Here is a 19,190-nt window from a genome sequence, read left to right as displayed (position 1 = left end):
GCGTGAGCTCGCGCTACTGACGCTGCGCTCGAGTCACGGGTCAGACCTGAGGTAGCGGCGCCGGAAGTCCTCGCTCCACCCAGCCAGCTCTGGCAGCCGGGCAGCCGCCGACGCAAGCTCCCCGTGACCGACGAAGCGAACAGTCGTCGGCATGGCACCGCGGTCGGCGTCCAGCGCATCGACCGCGGCACGCGCCGATCTGTCGTCGTCCCGGGCCAGGACGACCGTGATCGCCTCGTCGAACAGCGGGCCACCCGTCGTCCCGCCGCGGCGGACGCTCTCGGTCAGCAGCACGTTGCGCAGCAGCTGTCGCGTCGGGTAGCGGCCGAGCCGTTCGAAGGCGCCCTCCGCCATGCCGAACTCCCGGCAGGCTCGCCCGTACTTCTCGTCCGCTCGAGCGTTCTCGGGGTCGCGACTGAAGCTGTCGACGTACTTGGTCTCCACCGCGACGAGCAGGCTGCGGCCGTCCGCCAGGCGGGCGGCGACGACGGCGTCGAAGGCGGACCGGTCATCGAGGTGCTCGCGGCGCTCCGGCGCCCACTCGCACTCGATGCCGTCGATGGTCCGCGTGCCGACCTGAACGGGCACCAGCGCGGCGATGTCGACCTCGAGCAGCTCGCTCAGGACACGGGCGGCGGCGTCGCGATGGGCCCGCAGGTGGCCGAAGACGCTGAACGCCAGCGGCATGGAGCTGAGCATGTTGGTGAACAGCCGGGTCTCCTCCAGCTGTCCCCCCTCGCGATGCACCGCGACCGCCCGCCTCTCGGCGTAGTCGGCGGCTTCCTGACTCAGGAAGTTGTGCCGCCAGTGCTCGCGCAGGAGGTAGTTGCCGAGCTCGCGGGTGCCGCGCCGCCCCGCCGGCAGGCCGAGGACGTGTTCGCGGTAGTCCGACTGCCGGCGTCGCTCGCGGCGGGTGACCGCGTCGTCCGAGGGGACGCGAGTGATGTCGCCGGTGGTCATGCCGTCTCCTTGAGCGCCGACCGCAGCCGGCTGAGGGTCTGTCGCAACGGCGTGCGCTCCACGCCGCTCAGGTTCAGCGGCGGATCCGCCCGCTGCAGGAGCTGCTCCTCGGCCGCGCTCACGGCATCGACGGCCAGCGGCAGGACGGCGACGCGGAGGTGGGCGTGCATCCAGTCGGTCAGCTCGGCCTCGGACACGACCCGTCTCTCGGCCGCCGAGAGACAGGCCGCGAGGGTGAGCCGGAAGGTGGAGAAGGAGCGGTTGCCGCCGAGGTGCATTTCGCCGACGCGGCCCCAGAGTGTGTTGGTGGAGGTCGACCCGTTCGTGCGCACGCCTCCGGCACGACCGGCGTAGACGAGCCCGGGCGCGACCCGATGGGCCAGACCGGCGGACAGCTCGTGCGCACCCGCGGTGTCGACCCACCAGCTGTAGAGCCCCGGCCGGTCGCTGGCTCTGCGTCCCCGGACCAGGAAGTCCGCCGGGGACAGGGCGTTCCGGTCGTCGAGCAGGTCCGAGGCGTCGACGACCGCCGGGGCAGGCGTGGTCCCCGGCCGGTGCGCTCGGCCCCCGTACCAGGCGAGCCGCTCGCCCTGTCGTAGTCCAGCCAGTGGCTCGACCAGCGTGGCGCCCGCAGAGTGGAGGCGCGCCGTCAGGGGTTCGGTGTACGCCCGGCCTGCGTGGACCTCGACGACTGCACCTCGGAGGTCGTGTCGAGCGCCGAGCTGAGCGACCACCCAACTCCCCCACGCGGACCGGTACTGGGATGACTGGTCCGCGAGGTAGACGTCATACGGCGCCACGACCTCGGTCGGGTCCAGCAGGCCGTACTTGGCGCTGAGCAGGTACCAGGGTGCGCCGCTCGGGTCGACCAGGTCGCGTGCCTTGGTGAACGCGGTGCCGGTGAAGAGCTCGGCGGCCGGTCGCGCCGTCGGCGCCTTGGAGCTCGAGCAGCCCACCAGGACGACGTCAGCCGTCCGCGTGGAGGCGGTGGGAGGAGCCGCCGCGGCCGGCGCGGGAGGCCGTGCTGTCGGGCGCGTGTCCGAGGTCGGCCGGTAACGCCGGTACTCGCCGTGGCCGACGCGGGTCAGCAGCGGTGTGCGGCTCGCGAACACACTGTGCGTGTTCCTCGCGTTGGCCGTGGCTGCCTGGATGTGGGCGGCCACGGACGACTCCTGGACGTCGGGCCGGTGCCGGGCCACCCAGTTGAGGAGCGACGCCCGGCTGAACGGCTCGGGCAGCGCCTCCGATGCCTGCCGCACCAGATCCCAGATCGTGTCCGATCCCCGGGTCATCCTCGCCCATCCCCCGGAGCCGCCTCGGTGAGCCGCCGGGCGACGGCCTCCCCACCCACGCGACGGATCAGTTCCAGGTCGCCGCAGACGACGAGCAGGTCGCGGGCTCGGGACAGGCCGACGTAGAGCATCTCCCGGGCGCGGGCCTCGTCGCGAAAGCCGTTGACGGCGAGGACGACGGCCGGCCGCTCGAGGCCCTTGAAGCCGAGGACGTGCCCGTAGAAGAGGTCGTCGTCCTCCCAGTAGGTGGCCCAGTAGGCGTCCTGGCCCGCGCTCTGCCGCTCCACCTGGACCGGGTGCCGCCGGTGGGTGGTCAGCAACGCGACCGCCTCCGGCGGCCAGTCCTCCTCCTCGAGCAGCGCGCTGGCCACGCTGTCGGCCACGTCGACGGCGTCGTCGGAGGAGCACGGGACGAAGCGCACCGGCACGCCGGGCAGGCCCCGGATGCGCATCTGCTCGGGCGCCAGGCTGGAGAAGGTGCCGGCGATCTGCTTGGTGTTGCGCAGGTTCTCGGTGAGCGGGATCGGTATCAGGTCGACCGAGGGTCGCCCCTGCCGGGCGAAGACCCGCTGCCCCTCGTCGGCGAAGACGTACAGCGCCCCGCGCTCGGGATCCCGCAGGGCCGCCAGCACGGCGTCCCACCAGCTGTCGGCGAAGTCCTGGCCCTCGTCGATGACGATCGCGTCGAAGCGCCGCTCGAGCGGGAGGTCGGCGGCCAGCGAGACCATGCGCGCCGGCAGGAACTGCTCCCAGTAGCCGCTGTCGTCGTCCGAACCGGCCGGGACGCCCCACCCGATGCCGAGGTTGTGGAAGGTCCCGACGTAGTCCGGGCGCTGCCGCTTGGGCAGGCCCTCGACCCGGCGCTTCAGGAACTCCGCGAGCCCTCGCGAGTAGCACATGAGCGCCACCCGCTTGCCCTCGGCGGCGAGCCGGCGGGCCTTCTCGACCGCGAGCCACGTCTTGCCGGAGCCGGCGCCACCCCGGATCTCGACCCGCGAGAACGCGGCCAGCATGTCCAGGACCTTCGCCTGGTCACGGGTCAGCAGGTCACAGGCGGCCTCCCGCTCGACGAGCCAGGCCACCAGGTGCTGCTGCGGGATCGCCGTCCCGGCGAGGCAGTCGACGAGGTCCTCGACGTCCTCGGCAGTGGGCGCGTCCGGCTCGTCGCGCACCTGCTGCAGCGCCGCGCGGATGCGGGCGGCCGCGTGCGGCACGTCGGTCTTGTCGATTGCCATCCACCGGGCGAGACCCGGTGCGCGAAAGGCGGCCGGCAGCGTGGTCGCCGGCAAGGCGACGAGGTGCGTCAGGCGGGGCCGACCCGCGGTCCAGCGCGGGTGCTCGGCGAGGTAGTCGCCGAGCAGGTACTTGCAGGCGGTGGCCTGGTCGACCGGGTGGATGTCGCGGTCGACGCCGTCCCCGACCTGACGCCACACCCCACGATCCAGGGACACGCTGCCGCCCTTGACCTCGACGACGGCAACGCCCACACCCGGCCAGGCGACGATCAGGTCGGCCTCGCGGTCCTCACCGCGGTCGCTGAAGCGCACGTTGCAGAAGAGGACGGCGTCGTCGGGCAGCTGCTCCTGCAGCGTCCGGACGAACAGCTGCTCGGACGACGAGGCGAACTGGGGCTCGTCGGGGAAGACCCGCGCCGTCACGGTCGCACCTCCGCGTCAACGGTCACGACGACTCCTCCGTGCTCTCGGCCGCGCCGGCCCGTGTTCCATCCGGCGCTGCGTCCGACGGACGATGACACGGAGTCGGACGGAACACGGGCGTTTCGGACGGACGCCGTCCGCAACCGCCTCACTCGTCCCAGAGCCCCCTCGGGTTCTCCTCGCATCGGTCCTGAACCGGCTCCCCCGGCATCGCCGGGCGCGAAGGGGCCACACCCGTCCCAGGACGGGGGTCCGCCTCGGCGGCGTTCGGGCTGCCTCCCTCGTTCCTGCTCGCGCTCGACCCCACGCTGGGTCAGGCACCAGCACCTCCGACCGTGGTGGCCGGAGTGCTCCAGCCGACCCCCGCTTGGAAGAGGCAGACCTGTGAGCACTGGCGAGAACCGACCCGCGACCCACGGTCGAGGTGAACTGGCCTGGGTCCTCCTGGGCGTCTTCGCTCTGGCAATCGTCGCGGTCAAGGTCAGCAACCGGTTCGACCTCCACCTGCCCTGGCTGTACGCAGTGGTGGCCGGCGTGAACGTCGCGATCGTCAGCGCCTGGGCGGCCCGACGGCGCCGTCGACGGCTGCCCGACTGAGCAGGTCACCTCTGCCCGGCGCTGAACAGCCAAGCCTCGCCGCTGCGGCTACGGCATCGGGGTCCGGCGGTGTTCCGCGTCGAGGCCGTCGAGGACCGACGCGCACTCCCGGCAGGTCCCTGCGGCGCCGACGAACCACTCGGGGGCGTGAGCCCGGCGGCAGGAACGGCACCAGCGGAACGAGCGGCGTCGGCGCGCGGCGATGGCCTCCGCCGCCTCGGCGACGACCTCCGGGGTCCAGAGCAGGTCGTCGCGGCTCAACTGGAGCCGGTCGGCCGGCTGCAGCTCCGTTCGCTCACCCCAGCGGGTCAGCGGACGGGCCAGTACCAACCAGGGGCCCTCGACGCCGACCGCGACCTGCGCCGGCTCACCGCTGACGAACCACTGCACCAGGTCGCCGTCGGCCGTCTCCCGCCGCCAGCCCCGACCGAGCGCGCGGACCACGTCGGCGTGGCGGACGCCGAGCAGATCGGCCAACGCCTGCTCGTCGGTGGTCGGGTCCTCCTCGCGTCCCCAGTCGAGCCCGCACGATCGGCAGGTGAAGGCGGGCTCGTCCTCCGGCAACATGCAGCCACCGAGCGCGACCAGCCCCCGCTCGGCGAGCCGCATGTCCTCGACGGCAGGCAGGCCCCACAGCAGCGGGACCGAGTCCTCCCGCCCGCACTTTGGGCAGACCCGCCCCACCTGGACGCCGACCGATTCAGCCATGCCGCTCCCGTCTCGCCGGCCGTCCCCGTGACGGCCGGGCGCGGATGTTGGCAGGCGCCACCGACAGAAGTCGGAGACCCGCTGGCGCCGACGGTCGTTTCGGTCCATTGCTGGCACGAACTCGCGTCAGGAGTCCTTGGCGGCACCTTTCCCCGCGTCACCCGCAGCTGTCGCAGCGCCCGGTGCTGGGCAGCTGGAGAAAGCAGGTGCTGCACACAGCGACGGGTCGCGGCTGCCGGCGCGCCTGACGCTCCCGTTCCGCAGCCACTCTGCGCGTGAGCGTCGGGCGACCACCATCGGCGGGGAGGTCGGCCCCGAAGTGGCGGTAGCACGCCAGTCGGGCCTCGGCGGCATGCACGTCCAAGTCTTCGGGCATCGGTTCCCCAGCGAGCTCGATGACGTAGGCGTACCCCGGGCCCACCTCCTCGGTGGTCCGGACACAGAGCGCCGTCAGGTGCGGCTCGCCACGGCGGTGGCAGTCCTGGGCGACGACTCCGAGGACCTTGCCGATCCAGTTCCCGAGCTGCATGCGGGTCTCGATGCCGGTCTCGTCGAAGAGCCGCTCGGCCAGCTCCCCGTAGGTCACGTAGGCGCCGTAGCGGCGGGCCGCCTCGATCAGGACCTCCCGCGCCGCTTCGCTCCAGGCCGCCTTGGCATCGGAGAAGTCGACGCGTCGGCCGTCGCTGCGCCGCCAGGTCCCGGGCGTCGACACCTCGGAGGCCGGCGAGGACGGTGCCGGCGTCCGCAGCTCGGCGGTGTACGCCGCGTGGTCGCTCAGCTGCCCGCCGTCCCATCCGGGACGGTGGACCTCGGCCACCGGCTCCACGGCCAGGTCGGGGCTGACTGCCAGGTGGTCGATCGCATACGCCTCAGGGTTGAGGTGCTGTGCCTGCTCGGTCAGCGCGATGAGACCGAGCCCATCGAATGCCGCGCGCAGCGCGGTCGCGCCGTCCGCGGTGGCACCCCAGAACGGTCGGGTCAGCGGCTGGTTGAAGTCGCCACCCCAGATCAGCGGCTCACCTGGCAGCCGCTCGGCCGCGATCCGCGCGACGTGGTGGTCGAGGACGTAGCGGAACTGCGCGGCCTGCCCGGACGGCAGCCCGGGCCAGTACTCGCCGGCGCCCCGCCACGGGAGGACGGAGCAGGCCACGAGAACGGACGACGCCCCCAGCGCCAGGCGCGCCAGGACGAGTCCCTCCTCCCCCGCGTGCTCCGCACTGCCGACCGTGCGGAGTTCGCGGAGCGGGGTCGCGGTCTCGATGCCGGCCCAGCGCTTCTCCTTCTTGTCGATCCCGCGCGGTGGAGCGACGACGAGGCGCCCGCCACGCGGATCCCAATCCCCGCGCACCTCGGTGAGCAGCCAGATGTCGACGTCCTGAGCATCCATCCAGGCGGCGATGGCCTGCCCCCTCTCCGAGGTCGCGGTGGGGCAGAGCTTCAGGTTCCAGGTGCCGATGCGCACGGTGCTCCTCGGTGGTCTGACGGTCGCTCCTAGACCCTCGCACCGCTCACGGGCGCCCCGGGGAGGCGAGCCGTCGAGCCGACCCCGGTCGCCTCGTCGCCCTCACGAGACGCAACCGTCTCATTCCGGCCGCGCGTCGACGGAGATGCCGGAGGGACTGCTCATCCTGACCGCATGGCAACCCATGGCATCTTCTGTCTCGAAGGCGAGTGGGAGGACAACCTCGCCGACAAGCTGAGCGTCCGCCCAGGACTGGACATGCTGACGACGATGCGGCGTACCCGGCTCGTCCACCGCAACGCCGTCACCAGGGGCGAGTTCGAGTACTTCTTCTCGAAGTGGGCGACGCGTCGTTACGACGCCTTCCCTCTCGCCTACCTCGCCTACCACGGCCGCCCCGGACTACTGGACCTCGCCGGCGAGCCCCTCACGCTGACGGACATCGCCGAGCTTGCCCCGGGACGGCTCGGTGGCCGGGTCGTCTACTTCGGGTCGTGCGGCACCTTGGCCGCTTCGGACGACGAACTGCAGGAGTTCGTGAGGACCACCGGCGCCCATGCGATCGCGGGCTACACCAAGTCGGTCGACTGGGCGGAGTCAGCCGCCTTCGACTTCACCCTCCTGCCCGAACTGCTGGACAGCGTGGACATCCGCAAGCTCCACACCCGCCTCTGCAAGCGGCATCCGCACTTCGTCGACGGGCTCGGCCTGCGGCTGGCGACCGCGTCCTGGGTGTCTCCGCGCACCTGTTGACGGATTCGCGTCTCAGGTGCGACAACGGAGGTAGAGCTGCGCCGGCTTGCCGACCGTCCCCTCCGACCTGCGGCGCGTCTCGTCGAGCATCGGCAGCATCGCGCGGCGGAAGGTGTCCGCCGAGAAACGCAGACCGCCGGCCACGGCGTCGTGCAGCCGGAACAGCTCGCGCATCGTGAAGGGCTCGTCGAGCAACCCCTCGGGGTCGGGCCGCTCTCGGTATGCCGTGCGCAGACGTGCAGCAGCCCGCTCCACGATCTCGTCGTGGTCGAAGAGCAGTCCGCGGACCTCCTCGACGGGCCGCACGACGACGTCGACCGGCCGCGCTGCGAGCACCGGCTCGACCGCGCGCCACGGCAGCGCGGCGGCGTGGGCGACGGAGAGCACCCACCCCCGGTCGTCCCGGCCCGGGTCGTCGAACACGTGCAGCTGACGCGGCGCGACCTCCGGCGTCAAGCCCGCTTTCTCCCGCAGCGACCGCTGCACGGCCCCCGCGAGCGTCTCTCCCTCGTGCAGGAAGGTCCCGGGCAGCGCCCACTCCTCGCGCCGGCCCTCCCCCGCCCGACGCACCAGGACGACGGCCAGCCGCGGGTCGTCGTCCGGCACGGTCATGACGGCGGTGTCGACGGCGACCGACGGCCGCGGGTAGTCGATGAGGCGCTTGCCCGAGCTGTCGCAGTACACCCGGTGGACATTAGCGCAGATCCCGTCTAACCTGGAGTTGGCGCAAAGATGCGCAAACCCGGAGAGGGTGATGACCGTGGCGGACATCGGCGTCCGGCTGCACGTCGGACAGGGCACGCACCGCGGACCGCTCACGGTCTTCCCCGTCTGGACCGACGCGCCCTCGGTGGCGCCCGACTACCTGACCGGGGCGCAGGCGCCCGTCGACGTCCAGGAGCGGGCTGGTTCCCCCGCCGTCGACCAGCTCGTCGTCATCAACCGGGCCGACCGGCCGGTGCTCCTGCTGGCCGGGGAGCTGCTCGAGGGCGGCTGGCAGCACCGCGCACTCACCGCGACGACCCTCCTCCCGCCGGACCGGCCGACCGTGCTGCCGGTCGTCTGCGTCGAGCAGGGCCGCTGGCACGGGGACGTCGTCCACCGGCGGCAGGCCCGCCGCGTGCCGTTCGCCGTCCTCCCCCGGCTCGACGCGCAGGCCGAGGTGTGGCGGCGGGTGAGCCGCTACGAGGCCGTCGCCGGCCCGTCGGCCACCGACTCGCTGGCCGAGCGCCTCGACCGAGCGGCTCCCAGGGCGCGGGACCTCACCCGCGGACTGCGCCCGCTCGCCGGGCAGCGCGGACTGCTCGTCGGCGTCGCCGGCCGGCCCGCGTGGCTGGAGCTGTTCGACTCCGCCCGCACGCTGAAGGCGCACTGGTCGGGGCTGCTGCAGGCCGCCGCGCTCGACGCCCTCGGCCGTCCGGAGCTCCGCACGCCCGCCGCCCTCGCCCGCGGCTTCGCCGAGCGGGTGGAGAAGACCTGGCTCACCCTCGACGGACCGGCCGGCCTCGGTCGCCGCTCCCGTGGTGGCGGCCGGGTGCGGCTGGACGCCGTCACCTGGCACGACCGCACCGTCCACCTGACCGCCGTCGACCTGACCCACCCCCTGCAGGAGGCCTGATCCATGACGCTCCACCGCTCCTCCCGCGTCGCCGGCGCGCTGGTCGGCTCGGCCGTCGGCGACGCGCTCGGCGCCCCGTTCGAGTTCGGCCCGCCCGGCCGGTTCACCGCCCGATTCCCCGGGCCGGCCCGCGGCTCGCAGACCGAGATGTGCGGCGGCGGTCCGTGGGAACCGGGCGAGTTCACCGACGACACGCAGATGGCGCTGCTCGTCGCGACGTCGCTCGTCGAGCGCGGCGACCTGGACGAGGGCGACCTGTTCGACCAGTTCCGTGCCTGGGCAGCGGCCGACCCGAAGGACGTCGGCATCCAGACGCGGGAGGTGCTCGGCTCGGGGCGGCCGTGGGACGTCGCCGCAGCCGAGCACTACCGCCGCTCGTGGCGCGCCGCCGGCAACGGGTCGCTGATGCGGACGACGCCGGCGGCGATCCGGTTCGCCCGCGAGGACCGCGAAGCGACGATGGACGCCGCCCGCCGGATCTCCGCGCTGACCCACGGCGACCCGTCCGCCGGCGAGGGCTGCGCGGTCTTCCACGAGCTCATCCGAGTGGCGCTCGACGGTGGCGACCCGCTGGCCGCGATCCCCTCGGCGCTGGAGGCGGTGGCCGCCGAGCACCGCGACCGGTGGGCCACCGTGCTCGCGCCGGACTGGACGCCCGACGACGCCACCGAGTCCAACGGCGCGGTGTGGCCGACGCTCGGCCAGGCGGTGTGGGCGCTCCGGCACGGGCGGGACTTCGCCGAGGTCATGCGGCTGGTCATCGACCTGGGCGGCGACACCGACACAGTGGCCGCGGTCGCCGGCGGACTGGCCGGGGCGGTGTACGGCATGGGCGGGATACCGGCGCGGTGGTCCTCGGTGGTGCACGGGACTGTGCCCGGTCACGGCGAGAGGGTGTGGCGGTTGGCCGCCCTGCAGGAGCTGGCGGCCGCGCTCGACGGCAAGGACGGCGGACCGTACGACCCCGGTGTCATCCCGCGGATCGGTCCGCGCGAGGTCATCCCGGCCGACGAGGAGGGCCCCGGCATCTGGGCCGGCAACCTCGACGGCGCCCGGTACAGCGAGGAGGACTTCGCCGTCATCTCGCTGTGCCGGCTCGGCGAGCCGTTCCCCCACCGGACGCACCGGATGGCCTACATCGCCGACAACGACCACAACCACGACCTGGACGCCGTCCTGGCCGACGTCCTCGACGACATGGCCGCGCTGCGCGCCGAGGGGCACCGGCTGCTCGTGCACTGCCACGGCGGCGCCTCCCGCACCGGCCTGGTGCTGCGCGGCTGGCTGGTGCGCCAGAGCGGGATGTCCGTCGCCGAGGCGACCGGCTACGTCGCCGGCCGGTGGGAGCACCTCGGTCTGTGGAACGACAGCTTCACCGCCGCGCTCGAGCGGCTCGAACGAGCCCGCTGAGGTCAGCGGGGCGACCGGGACGAGCCCGTTCCGTTGAGGCGTCGTCCTGCCGATGGACGTGGGGTCCATCACCGTCTCTCCACGGGGGTACGTCATGTCCAAGTCCGGCAGGTTCCGCTTCGACGGCGGTGCGGCCACCTACGTGGGGACCGCCCTCCTCGGCGTCCTCATCACCGTGTGCACGGTCGGCATCTGCTACCCGTTCGCGCTGGTCCTGACGCAGCGCTGGCGGGCCAAGCACAGCTACATCGACGGCTTCCCGCTGGTCTTCACCGGCTCGGCCGTCGGACTGTTCGGCAACTGGATCAAGTGGTTCTTGCTCAGCGTCATCACGCTCGGCATCTACCTGCTCTGGGTCGGTCCGCGGATCACGCAGTGGAAGTGGGAGCACACCGACTTCGACCGCAGCCGCACCCCGCTGCCGCTGACCGACGTCCGCCAGGCCATCCCCGCGCAGCAGGCCGGCGGCCTGCCGATGCCCGGCTACGCGCCGGCCCCGTACGGCCAGCACTGAGTCACCCGCCGGGTGGGGAGGCAGCACCTCCCCACCCGGCGTCAGGAAGGAGATCCGTGGACCTCGAGGACGTCCGGCAGCGGGTGACCGCGCGCGTCATGCAGCACCACGACGAGGACGTCGCCGTCCGGGTAGAGGTCGCCGGTGACGGCGCCGTGCACGTGACCGTCAGCAGCCGCCACCCGCTGACCTACTTCACGCAGTGGGTCGACCTGCGCGCCGACGGCACAGTGCACCTGCCCGCACCGGACGACGGCTTCACGTCGGTCGGGGCGAAGGGCACGACGGTCGCGACGGCGACGTCGACGAACGAGGCCGTCGAGCTCGTCGTCCGCGAGGTCGAGGAGGCCGTGGCCGTGCTGCGGAAGGACCAGGCACGGTCGGCCGAGTGGGCCCGTCCGGCCCGGCAACCGGCCGTCCCGGCCGAGGACCTCGCTGCGGCATGCGCCCTCTGGCAGGGCGGTCAGAACGTCGGGTCCTCGCCGATCCGCGGTGCGGCGCGCGTGCTGACCGGCGTCCGCCACTACTTCCGCGCCGGGTTCATCACCGGGTACGAGAAGGAGGCTCGGGCGTCCCGCGAGCTCCTCGAAGCCGGCGTCCGCCTGCTGCGGGCAGTCAACGCGGCACCACACAGGGACGCCGACGGCTGGAACACCGAGGTCGGGCTGCCGCTCCGCGGGTTCGCCGGACGGGGCATCACGTCTAAGCCGGACGAGGACCCGCAGATCGAGCGGCAGCTGCGCACCGGTCGGATCGAGATGCCGCTCTGGGGCGTGTCGCTGAACCGCGAGGTGGCCGACAGTTTCGGCACCCGGTTCCTGTTCGAGCTGGTCGGGCCGTTCCCGGCCGTGCCGGCGTGGGTCGTGTCTGGCGTCAAGGCCGAGGAGCGGGAGCTGGTGACCGGCGGCCAGTACAAAGTCGTGTCGCAGGAGCAACGCGGCGGGACGACCCACGTGCGGCTGCGTTGGATCGGCGCGAGCGGCGACCGGGTCGGGTCGGACGAGCTGCTGCTCTCGGTCCTGGGTGCCGTCCCCGGCGTCGTGCACAGCTCGCTCACTCGGTCGACCGGCCGCGAGGTGCTCGAGCTGCGCCTGGGCGGCGAGGACTCGGCGACCGTGACCCGCACGGCCGACTCGGCCGCGGTCGAGGTCGACCGCTGCTGGGCGCCCGACCCCGGCTGGGCCGCCAAGGACGACTCCGAGTGGAGCCAGTGGGCCGCGATGCGGGCGGCGTCCCGGACGACGACCGTGCCGGCGGACGTCGACTCGATCGTCGCCGCCGTCCTGAGAGGAGAGGAGAACGCGTGACCACGACCCTGGAGGACCGCCGCTCGATGGGGTCCGGACCGCTGAGCGAGCGCTTCGACAACGCGCTGGTGTACGCCGCGCGGCACCACCGCGAGCAGCTGCGCAAGGGCTCGCGGGTGCCGTACATGACGCACCTGATGAGCGTCAGCGCGCTGGTGATGGAGCACGGCGGCAGCGAGGACCAGGCGATCGCCGCGCTGCTGCACGACGCGGTCGAGGACGCGCCGCCCGGAACCGGCGGCGCAGTGCTGGCCGAGATCGGGGCGAAGTTCGGCGAAGCTGTCGCCGACATCGTGCGGGCCTGCTCGGACGGCCTGGACGCCGACGGCAACCGCAGCGGGACGTGGGCCGAGCGGAAGCGCCCCTACGTGGCCGGCCTCGCCGACAAGCCGCTCGATGCCCTGCTCGTGACCGCGGCCGACAAGACGCACAACGGGCTCTGCATCGCCGCCGACGTCCGCCGGTACGGGCAGGACTTCTGGTCCACATTCAATGCGAGCCACGACGAACTGCTCTGGTACTACACGAGCGTCGAGCGCGTCGTGGCCGAGCGGCTGACGGGCAGTTCGATCGCCGAGGCCCTGCACCGAGCGGTCGACGAACTGCTGACCGCCGCCGGAGCTGAGCGCGCGGACGTCCCTGTCGAGATGCCGGGCTGAACCGGCTGAGCCGGGTCCGTACAGGAGCGCACAAAGCCCACTCCTCAATGAGGGAGCCGGCTATGCCGCACACGTTCCGGGGACTCATCGACCGTCCTGCAGCTCCGGGCACGACGACCCCGAACGGGACGCGGGCAGCCGCAGGTCGCCGGTCGGAACGCCGCCCACGCCAGCCACCCAAAGTGATTGATCGGCTCAAGGTCAGAACGGCCGCGGCCGACAAGTCCCGGGACGAACTCGTGCCCTTGGAGGGACTGTTGTGCTCTGGCTCGCCGTCGCCAGCTGTGTCCTGGTCGCCCTAACGGTCTCCCTCTTCGCGCTACGTCGCCGGGAGGCGGCGTTCGGCGTGCCGACCTTCCGCGTCGTCCGGGGCCGCTTCTCCGAGATGGCGCGTGAGCGACTAGTGCGAGAACTAGCGCCGATGGAGCTGAGCTTCGCGGACGGCCACGTTCTCAACCCTGTGGCGGACGCCGAGGCCACATCCGCCAGGCGAAGGAGGGGGCTCTTCGGTGGTCGCAGCAGCCGCCGGAGAAGGACCAGCACCCACGACGCCGCCTTCGCCGCCACCCCGGAGGCCATGGCGCTCCTGTACGGCAGCGGTGAGACTCTCGTTGACGTCCTGCGCCTCGACGACTCGGTCCTCGGTGCCCTACGGCAGCTCTCGGGTCAGCAGGTGGACGGGCTGGCCGACTTCCGCAGCCTGCAGGACGCACGCCAGTACCAACTCATGAGCATCAAGTTGCGGGGGACGGTCGGCGAGCACGAGGTCCACCGCCACTTCAGCGAAGCCGGCTACGACGTGACGTGGCCCTCTGGCGGGAAAACGGAGTTCGGCCCCAGCAACAATCCCGGCTGGGATCTGAGCGTTGACGGCCACCCTGTCAACGTCAAGGTCACTCAGGACGCGGCGAGTGCGATCGATCAGCACTTCGCCCAGTACCCCGACGTCCCGCTCGTCCTCAATGGGGATGCCGGGAACCTCCCTGCGGACGCGCTGGTTTTCGACGGCAGCACTACCTTCGACGCGGCGGAGCTGGTGGGCGACCACGTCGTGATCGTTGACCAGTCACTGACTCTGTCCGGGATCGAGCACGCTCAGGCGCTGGCGGAGAACGCTGCGGACCCTTCCTGGGTGGACGCAACCGACCACGTTCCGGGCCTTAGCTTCCTCGCGGCTGCGGTTCGGAGCGGCTACAAGGAAGGGGCGCTGTTCTTCGGCGGCAAGACCGACATCCAGCGCGCCCTGAAGAACGTCGCCCTCGACGCGGCAGGCAAGGGCGGCGGCGGCATGCTGGGCGGTGCAGCTGGAGCCAAGGTCGGGGCGGCAGTGGACGCCGCCACTCTCGGTGCCACCATGGGGCTCGGGACGCTGATCGGCATGGCTATCGGAGCCTTGGGCGGTGCCATGGTCGGCAGTCAGATAACGACCAACGTCAAGCTGCAGCCGCTGCGGGACGCGCAGGACCGGCTGAAGACAGCCCTCGGACGACTCGAGCAGGCAGTCGCGGACGAACGAGCCGCCTCCGCCGACCGATTGCACCGAGAGGAGCAGCAGATGTCAGCGCGGTTTCAGTGTCAGCGCGCGGCCGCACGAGTCGCCTACGACGACCTGTTGACCCGACTTGCGGCCGAACATCGCGACGTCACCTCACTGAACGCTGCTGAGTTGCGGTCGATCCTGGCCGAGGCAGAGGTCGCCGTACGCCGCGCTGTCGAGGACCTCACTCGGAGACTCGAGCTCCGTGGCAGTCTCGAGCGACGCTCCAGCCGACGGCGCTTGCGCGCCAGTCAGGACGCAGCGGCGAACTGGCAACGGCAAGCGGACGAGGCTGCGCGCGCCTGTCTACTGTCCGAAGACCGCACGAGCGACTTCTTCGACGTCATCCTCGCCGCCCCCAACGGTGTCGCGTTGGCGGAGGCCCACCTCTCCACGGTGATCGCGGCGAGCAACCGCCTCCGCGTCACCGCGGTGGAGGGAAACCGCCGCATGGTCGACGCCATCCTCACAGCGCGCGCCGGGACTGTCGCCACTCTGGAGCAGGCCAGGACCGCGGAGCTCGCCCGGGCACATGAGGCCCTGGCGCAGTACAAGACCGAGGTCACCGAAGCGCACGACCGAACCAAGGACGAGCTGGCTAGAGCCGGTGCCGCGACCTGAGGTCCGCACCCGTCCGGCGCGGGCTCACCAACTTCGACCAACGGTCGGCCACCTGAGCCGAAGCTGTCGAGGGCCGCATCACGTCGCCTCGAGCGCCGAGCACCCGAGCAGGTGGGTCGGAGGTCTCGACGACGGCGACTTGAGCCCTCCGCTCAGTGGACCGCGGTCGCCATCTCGACGAGCCGGCAGAGGGCGTTGACCTGGCGCAGCTGCTCCGGCGTCCGGACGGCGGCGTCCAGCAGTTGCTCGCTCATCACGACGACGGCCAGCGCCTTGGCGCGCGAGACCGCCACGTTGAGCCGGTGCAGGTCGTAGAGGAACGAGACCCCGCGCGGGGCGTCCTCGGCCGACGTCGACGTCATCGAGTAGACGACGACCGGCGCCTCCTGGCCCTGGAACTTGTCCACGGTGCCGACCCGCGCGCCGTCGGGCAGCAGGCCGCGGATGCGGGCGACCTGGTTGTTGTACGGCGCGACCACCAGCACGTCGTCCGCGCCGATGACCGACCGCTCCCCCGCCGCGTCGACCCAGCCGACCCCCTGCAGCGAGCGCCACAACTCGGCCACCGCACGGGCCTCGTCGTCCGAAGCCGCCGCGGCCGCCCGGGAGTGCTCGACGAACCGGACGGCCAGGCCGCTGGTCCAGCCGTCCACCGCGATCCGCTCTCGGTCGGCCGCCGACTCCAGCCGCCCCTCGTACGCCAGGTCGGAGACGAACGCGGTCAGCGCCGGGTGCATCCGGTAGGTCCGGTCGAGGAAGACACCGCGGTCCTCCGGCACGGTCGGGTGCCCGTCGAGCAGGTGCTCCAGCACCGAGAGCCCCGACTCCCCCGGGTGCACCGCCTGCGTCGGCTGCGCCAGCTGCTGCGGGTCGCCGAGCAGCACCAGCGACTTCCCGGCACGCGCGACGGCGACCGCGTTGGCCAGCGAGAACTGCCCCGCCTCGTCGATCACCAGCACGTCGACCGCCTCGGCCAGCTCCGGCCGGGTCCAGAACCACGACGTCCCGCCGACCAGCGATGCCGACCCGTCGAGCAGCCGGGAGGCCACGTCGGCGGCGTCCTTCGACCACTCGACACCGTCCGCCCCGCAGGCCTGGTGCTCCTCGCACTTCTGCAGCGCCGGCCGGCCCACGGCGGAGAGCACGTTGCCGATCACCGCGTGGGACTGCGCCGTGACGCCGACCTTCTTGCCGGCGTCGAGCAGGGCGCGGATCAGCCGCGACGCCGCCCGCGTCTTCCCGCTCCCGGGCGGCCCCTGCACGGCGAGCACCTGCCCGTCCAGCGCCAGCCCGAGCCGGACGACGGCGTCCCCGGCCTCCTCCCCCGGCAGCCGCCGGCAGTCGGCCGGGACGACGCGGTCGAGCAGCGCCTGTCCGAGGCACGGCTGGCCGGCGAGGACGTCGTCCGCGGTGGCGACGATGGCCGCCCGCATGGCCTTGTCGTCGAGCGGCCCCTCCGGGCCGAGCCCGCGGGACGGCGCCGGCGGCTTGGCGCTCTTGACCACGACGCGTCCGCCGACGGCGTCGAGCTCGCGCACCTCGCCGATGCGCGCGCGGGTGTCGACGTCGAAGGCCGGCTTGCCGACGGCGAGCTTGGCGTCCTGCGGCGGGAACGTGAACGCGTAGAGCTTGCTGCGCTTCTCGGTGCCGATCTCGACCCCGCCGGAGAGACCGCCCAGCGCGGTGCGGTCCTCGACGAGCTGCTCGTCCTCCAGGTCGCCGCGGCTGAAGAACTCCCACCAGCCGGGCCGGGCCTCGCGGCGGTGCCACTGCACCAGGTCGCCGAGCAGGTCGTGGCCACGGTCCTGCAGCTGCTCGACCAGCGCCAGCTCCGCGACCTCGGCGTCCGACCGCGGCGCCGGCGCGACGACCTCCGGCAGGAGCGGACGCGGCAGCTCGCCGTGCTCCGCCTCCAGCTCGGCCCGCTGGGTCTCCAGCCAGTCGTGCAGCTCGCGGGTGGAGTCGACGTCGTCCCGGTTGTAGTCGTGGATGGCCTGCAGGCGGGCCGGGTCGCGGTCGATCAGCCACTTCTCGTACTCGACGACGCTGGACATCGCGTCGGCGACGTCGCCGGTGTGCTCGCGCCCGTAGAAGGCCTCGACCTTCTTGATCGAGTAGGACTCCTTGCTGATCCGCATCGACTGGCGGACGACGGGATAGAGGTCGACGAACCGCTCGGCGCGCAGCAGCTGGTCGAGCTCGGCCTCGCGGACGCCGTACCGGCCGGTGAGCCGCTTGAGCGCGCTGACCTCGTAGGCGGCGTAGTGGTAGACGTGCATGCCGGGGTCTTGTTGCCAGCTCTCGATGACCCGGTCGATCAGCTCCTCGACCATGCGGCGTTCCTCGGCGGCGTCGTGCGCCCAGAGGGCGGTGAAGCGGCCCTGCCGGTCGCCGAGGCCGGCGAGGTACTCCAGCCCCTTGCCGTCGCCGGAGAGCGGGTCGCCCTCGAAGTCGAGGTAGAGGTCGCCGGGCCTGGGCGCGGGGAGCCTCAGCAGCCCCTGGGCCTGTTGCGGTGTGAGCAGGGTGCGGGTCGGGGCTCCGGCCTCGCGGCCGCGGAGCTGTTCCCGGGCCTGGTCGCGCAGCCGGTCGCGGGTGCCTCCGGTGATGCCGGTGGCCTTGAGGACGTCGTCTGTGGCGTTCGCGAGCTGCTCGAGCGTGGTGACGCCGACGCCGATGAGGGCGGCGCGCTGGTCGCGGCGCATGCCGGCGACGAGGCTGAGGTCGTCGCCGGTGCGCAGCTCGTCCTCGCACCGCGCCTTCCACGTGCACTGGCCGCAGTACGCGATGGGCACGGGCCCGGTGGCCGGGACGTCGGCGACGAAGCCCTCGAGCCGGGTGCGGGCCCGGCGGGCGTAGGCGGCGACGTCGACCAGCCGCCACGGCCGGGACTCGCCGTCTCCGGTGACCACGCAGATGCGCTCGGGCGTGCGGCCCTGGAGGGTGGCCAGCCGGTCGGCATATGTGGCCATCTGCAGCAGCGCCGGCACCTTGATGCGGCGGGCGAGCTTGGCGTCGGCGACCTCGTAGGACCAATCGCCGAGGTCGGACGGCGTGGTCGTCTTCAGGAGGAAGTCGGCCTGGCCGCCCCAGGTCCCGTCGAACAGCGTCGCCTGGTGGATGACGTCGGCGCCGGCACGCATCGCCTCCCACGTGGCTGCCTCGCTGCGGCTCTGATGGAGGCGGACGACCTCGAGGCCCTGCTCCTCCAGCGACTCCAGGTAGCGGAGCTCGTGGGCGATGCCGAGGTCGGCGACGAGCACCGTCTGGTCACTGACGCCCTCGGCGAGCGGCTGCAGAGTGCCGCCGGCCACCGCGAGGTTGAGCGCGGTGAGGTGGTGGCACTCCTGGTGCCGGGTCAGGTCACTGGGGCTGAGGACCAGCCGTCCGTCGAGGCGGTACACGGCTCAGCCGTCCGTCGGACGGATGACGGCGGGCAGGGATGAGTGCGGCAACGTTCCCCCGTGGTGGAGCTTCTTGAACCTCGGGGAGGCTGTCACGGACGGCCCCGTCCCGGAACTTCCCGCGCCGACCGGGCGACCAAATAGAGACCTGCGCGGCTCGACACGACAGTTGCCCCGACTGCCACTCGGCCACCTATTGCAAGTGGGAGAGCCCTGACTGTGGAGAGGTGAGGGAGGATCGGTTCATCGCGAATTTCTCAGGGCGTCGCCCACCACTGCTGGACCTCCACCGCGACATCCGTGAGATTGCTACCCGAGTCCGAAGCTGCAAATTCGAATCCTGGCGTCGAACAACCGTCGAGGTCCATCCAGCCGCTGCGACCGGTCGCTTCCACCGTCACGTCGCCCAGGACATCAAGGGAGTAGGCGTGCACGTCCACGCCGGTTGAGACCACACGCCAGCGCACGAGGAAGCGCTGCTGATCACAGCCGCTCATCGTGGCCGGGAATGACTCATAGTCGGATCCCGAGACTGCGGTGACCTGTTCCGTAAAGGCCCGAGGCGTGTCAGACCAGGCGTCACGGATCGCCCAACCCCGCAGAGTCATGGGGAACTGGGGCGCATGCCCGACCTCAACTCGATGCAACTCGACTGATCCCGGCCAGCTACTGCCCCTCGGAGCCGCAGTCCCG

Annotated in this window: 16 protein-coding genes; 8 read left to right on the top strand and 8 right to left on the bottom strand. The window is 72.3% G+C overall.

The annotated features are described in order from the left end of the window. Nucleotides 1-33 precede the first annotated feature (33 nt). The 3 genes from ACI79D_RS09920 to ACI79D_RS09910 are packed head-to-tail and all read right to left on the bottom strand — an operon-like array spanning nt 34 to nt 3,910. Nucleotides 34-960, bottom strand: a complete 927-nt coding sequence (locus ACI79D_RS09920) for a PGN_0703 family putative restriction endonuclease (protein WP_456918207.1) — start codon at nt 958-960, stop codon at nt 34-36. After that, a complete protein-coding gene (locus ACI79D_RS09915; protein ID WP_456918206.1) occupies nt 957-2,252 on the bottom strand; it encodes a DUF6884 domain-containing protein in 1,296 nt (431 codons plus the stop codon). Before ACI79D_RS09915 ends, ACI79D_RS09920 begins: the two co-directional genes overlap by 4 nt. Next, nucleotides 2,249-3,910, bottom strand: a complete 1,662-nt coding sequence (locus ACI79D_RS09910) for an NERD domain-containing protein (protein WP_456918205.1) — start codon at nt 3,908-3,910, stop codon at nt 2,249-2,251. Before ACI79D_RS09910 ends, ACI79D_RS09915 begins: the two co-directional genes overlap by 4 nt. Nucleotides 3,911-4,294: 384 nt before the next feature. Between ACI79D_RS09910 and ACI79D_RS09905 the strand changes: the two genes are divergently transcribed. Next, nucleotides 4,295-4,507: a hypothetical protein gene (locus tag ACI79D_RS09905; protein WP_456918204.1), complete on the top strand. Its 213-nt coding sequence runs from the start codon at nt 4,295-4,297 to the stop codon at nt 4,505-4,507. A gap of 48 nt (nt 4,508-4,555) precedes the next feature. Here the strand turns inward: ACI79D_RS09905 and ACI79D_RS09900 are convergent, their stop codons facing one another. Together ACI79D_RS09900 and ACI79D_RS09895 are read right to left on the bottom strand one after the other, a co-directional pair. Continuing rightward, entirely contained in the window at nt 4,556-5,215 is a 660-nt protein-coding gene (locus ACI79D_RS09900) for a hypothetical protein (protein ID WP_456918203.1), read from the bottom strand. A gap of 157 nt (nt 5,216-5,372) precedes the next feature. Further along, nucleotides 5,373-6,677, bottom strand: coding sequence for an endonuclease/exonuclease/phosphatase family protein (locus tag ACI79D_RS09895; RefSeq protein WP_456918202.1), 1,305 nt, complete (start codon nt 6,675-6,677; stop codon nt 5,373-5,375). Between the two features lie 174 nt (nt 6,678-6,851). On the opposite strand from ACI79D_RS09895, the gene ACI79D_RS09890 reads away from it, so the two are divergent. After that, entirely contained in the window at nt 6,852-7,430 is a 579-nt protein-coding gene (locus ACI79D_RS09890; RefSeq protein ID WP_456918201.1) for a DUF6642 family protein, read from the top strand. 12 nt (nt 7,431-7,442) lie between these two features. Here the strand turns inward: ACI79D_RS09890 and ACI79D_RS09885 are convergent, their stop codons facing one another. Next, nucleotides 7,443-8,114 (bottom strand): NUDIX hydrolase, encoded by a 672-nt coding sequence (locus tag ACI79D_RS09885; RefSeq protein WP_456918200.1) that lies wholly within the window; start codon nt 8,112-8,114, stop codon nt 7,443-7,445. A gap of 70 nt (nt 8,115-8,184) precedes the next feature. On the opposite strand from ACI79D_RS09885, the gene ACI79D_RS09880 reads away from it, so the two are divergent. The 6 genes from ACI79D_RS09880 to ACI79D_RS09855 all read left to right on the top strand — a co-directional run bounded on the left by ACI79D_RS09880 (nt 8,185) and on the right by ACI79D_RS09855 (nt 15,096). Beyond that, on the top strand, nt 8,185-9,048 hold the full coding sequence (locus tag ACI79D_RS09880) for an ARPP-1 family domain-containing protein (protein WP_456918199.1): 864 nt from the start codon (nt 8,185-8,187) through the stop codon (nt 9,046-9,048). Between the two features lie 3 nt (nt 9,049-9,051). After that, a complete protein-coding gene (locus ACI79D_RS09875; protein ID WP_456918198.1) occupies nt 9,052-10,458 on the top strand; it encodes an ADP-ribosylglycohydrolase family protein in 1,407 nt (468 codons plus the stop codon). A gap of 94 nt (nt 10,459-10,552) precedes the next feature. Then, nucleotides 10,553-10,972 (top strand): DUF898 family protein, encoded by a 420-nt coding sequence (locus tag ACI79D_RS09870; protein ID WP_456918197.1) that lies wholly within the window; start codon nt 10,553-10,555, stop codon nt 10,970-10,972. Nucleotides 10,973-11,028: 56 nt separating this feature from the next. Beyond that, a complete protein-coding gene (locus ACI79D_RS09865) occupies nt 11,029-12,279 on the top strand; it encodes a hypothetical protein (protein WP_456918196.1) in 1,251 nt (416 codons plus the stop codon). Further along, nucleotides 12,276-12,938 carry an HD domain-containing protein gene (locus tag ACI79D_RS09860; RefSeq protein WP_456918195.1) on the top strand — a complete coding sequence of 221 codons (663 nt, stop codon included), beginning with the start codon at nt 12,276-12,278 and terminating at the stop codon, nt 12,936-12,938. The genes ACI79D_RS09865 and ACI79D_RS09860 overlap by 4 nt, the downstream gene beginning before the upstream one ends. A 259-nt stretch (nt 12,939-13,197) precedes the next feature. Continuing rightward, on the top strand, nt 13,198-15,096 hold the full coding sequence (locus ACI79D_RS09855; RefSeq protein WP_456918194.1) for a hypothetical protein: 1,899 nt from the start codon (nt 13,198-13,200) through the stop codon (nt 15,094-15,096). A 152-nt stretch (nt 15,097-15,248) separates the two neighbouring features. Here the strand turns inward: ACI79D_RS09855 and ACI79D_RS09850 are convergent, their stop codons facing one another. Both ACI79D_RS09850 and ACI79D_RS09845 read right to left on the bottom strand, forming a co-directional pair. Beyond that, nucleotides 15,249-18,497, bottom strand: a complete 3,249-nt coding sequence (locus tag ACI79D_RS09850) for a TM0106 family RecB-like putative nuclease (protein WP_456918193.1) — start codon at nt 18,495-18,497, stop codon at nt 15,249-15,251. A 257-nt stretch (nt 18,498-18,754) separates the two neighbouring features. Continuing rightward, on the bottom strand, nt 18,755-19,105 hold the full coding sequence (locus ACI79D_RS09845; RefSeq protein ID WP_456918192.1) for a hypothetical protein: 351 nt from the start codon (nt 19,103-19,105) through the stop codon (nt 18,755-18,757). Nucleotides 19,106-19,190: the final 85 nt, after the last annotated feature.

This window comes from Geodermatophilus sp. SYSU D00708, assembly GCF_054050115.1.
The sequence above is the reverse complement of the archived record's forward strand: the minus strand, read 5'-3'. Positions and strand labels throughout refer to the sequence as shown.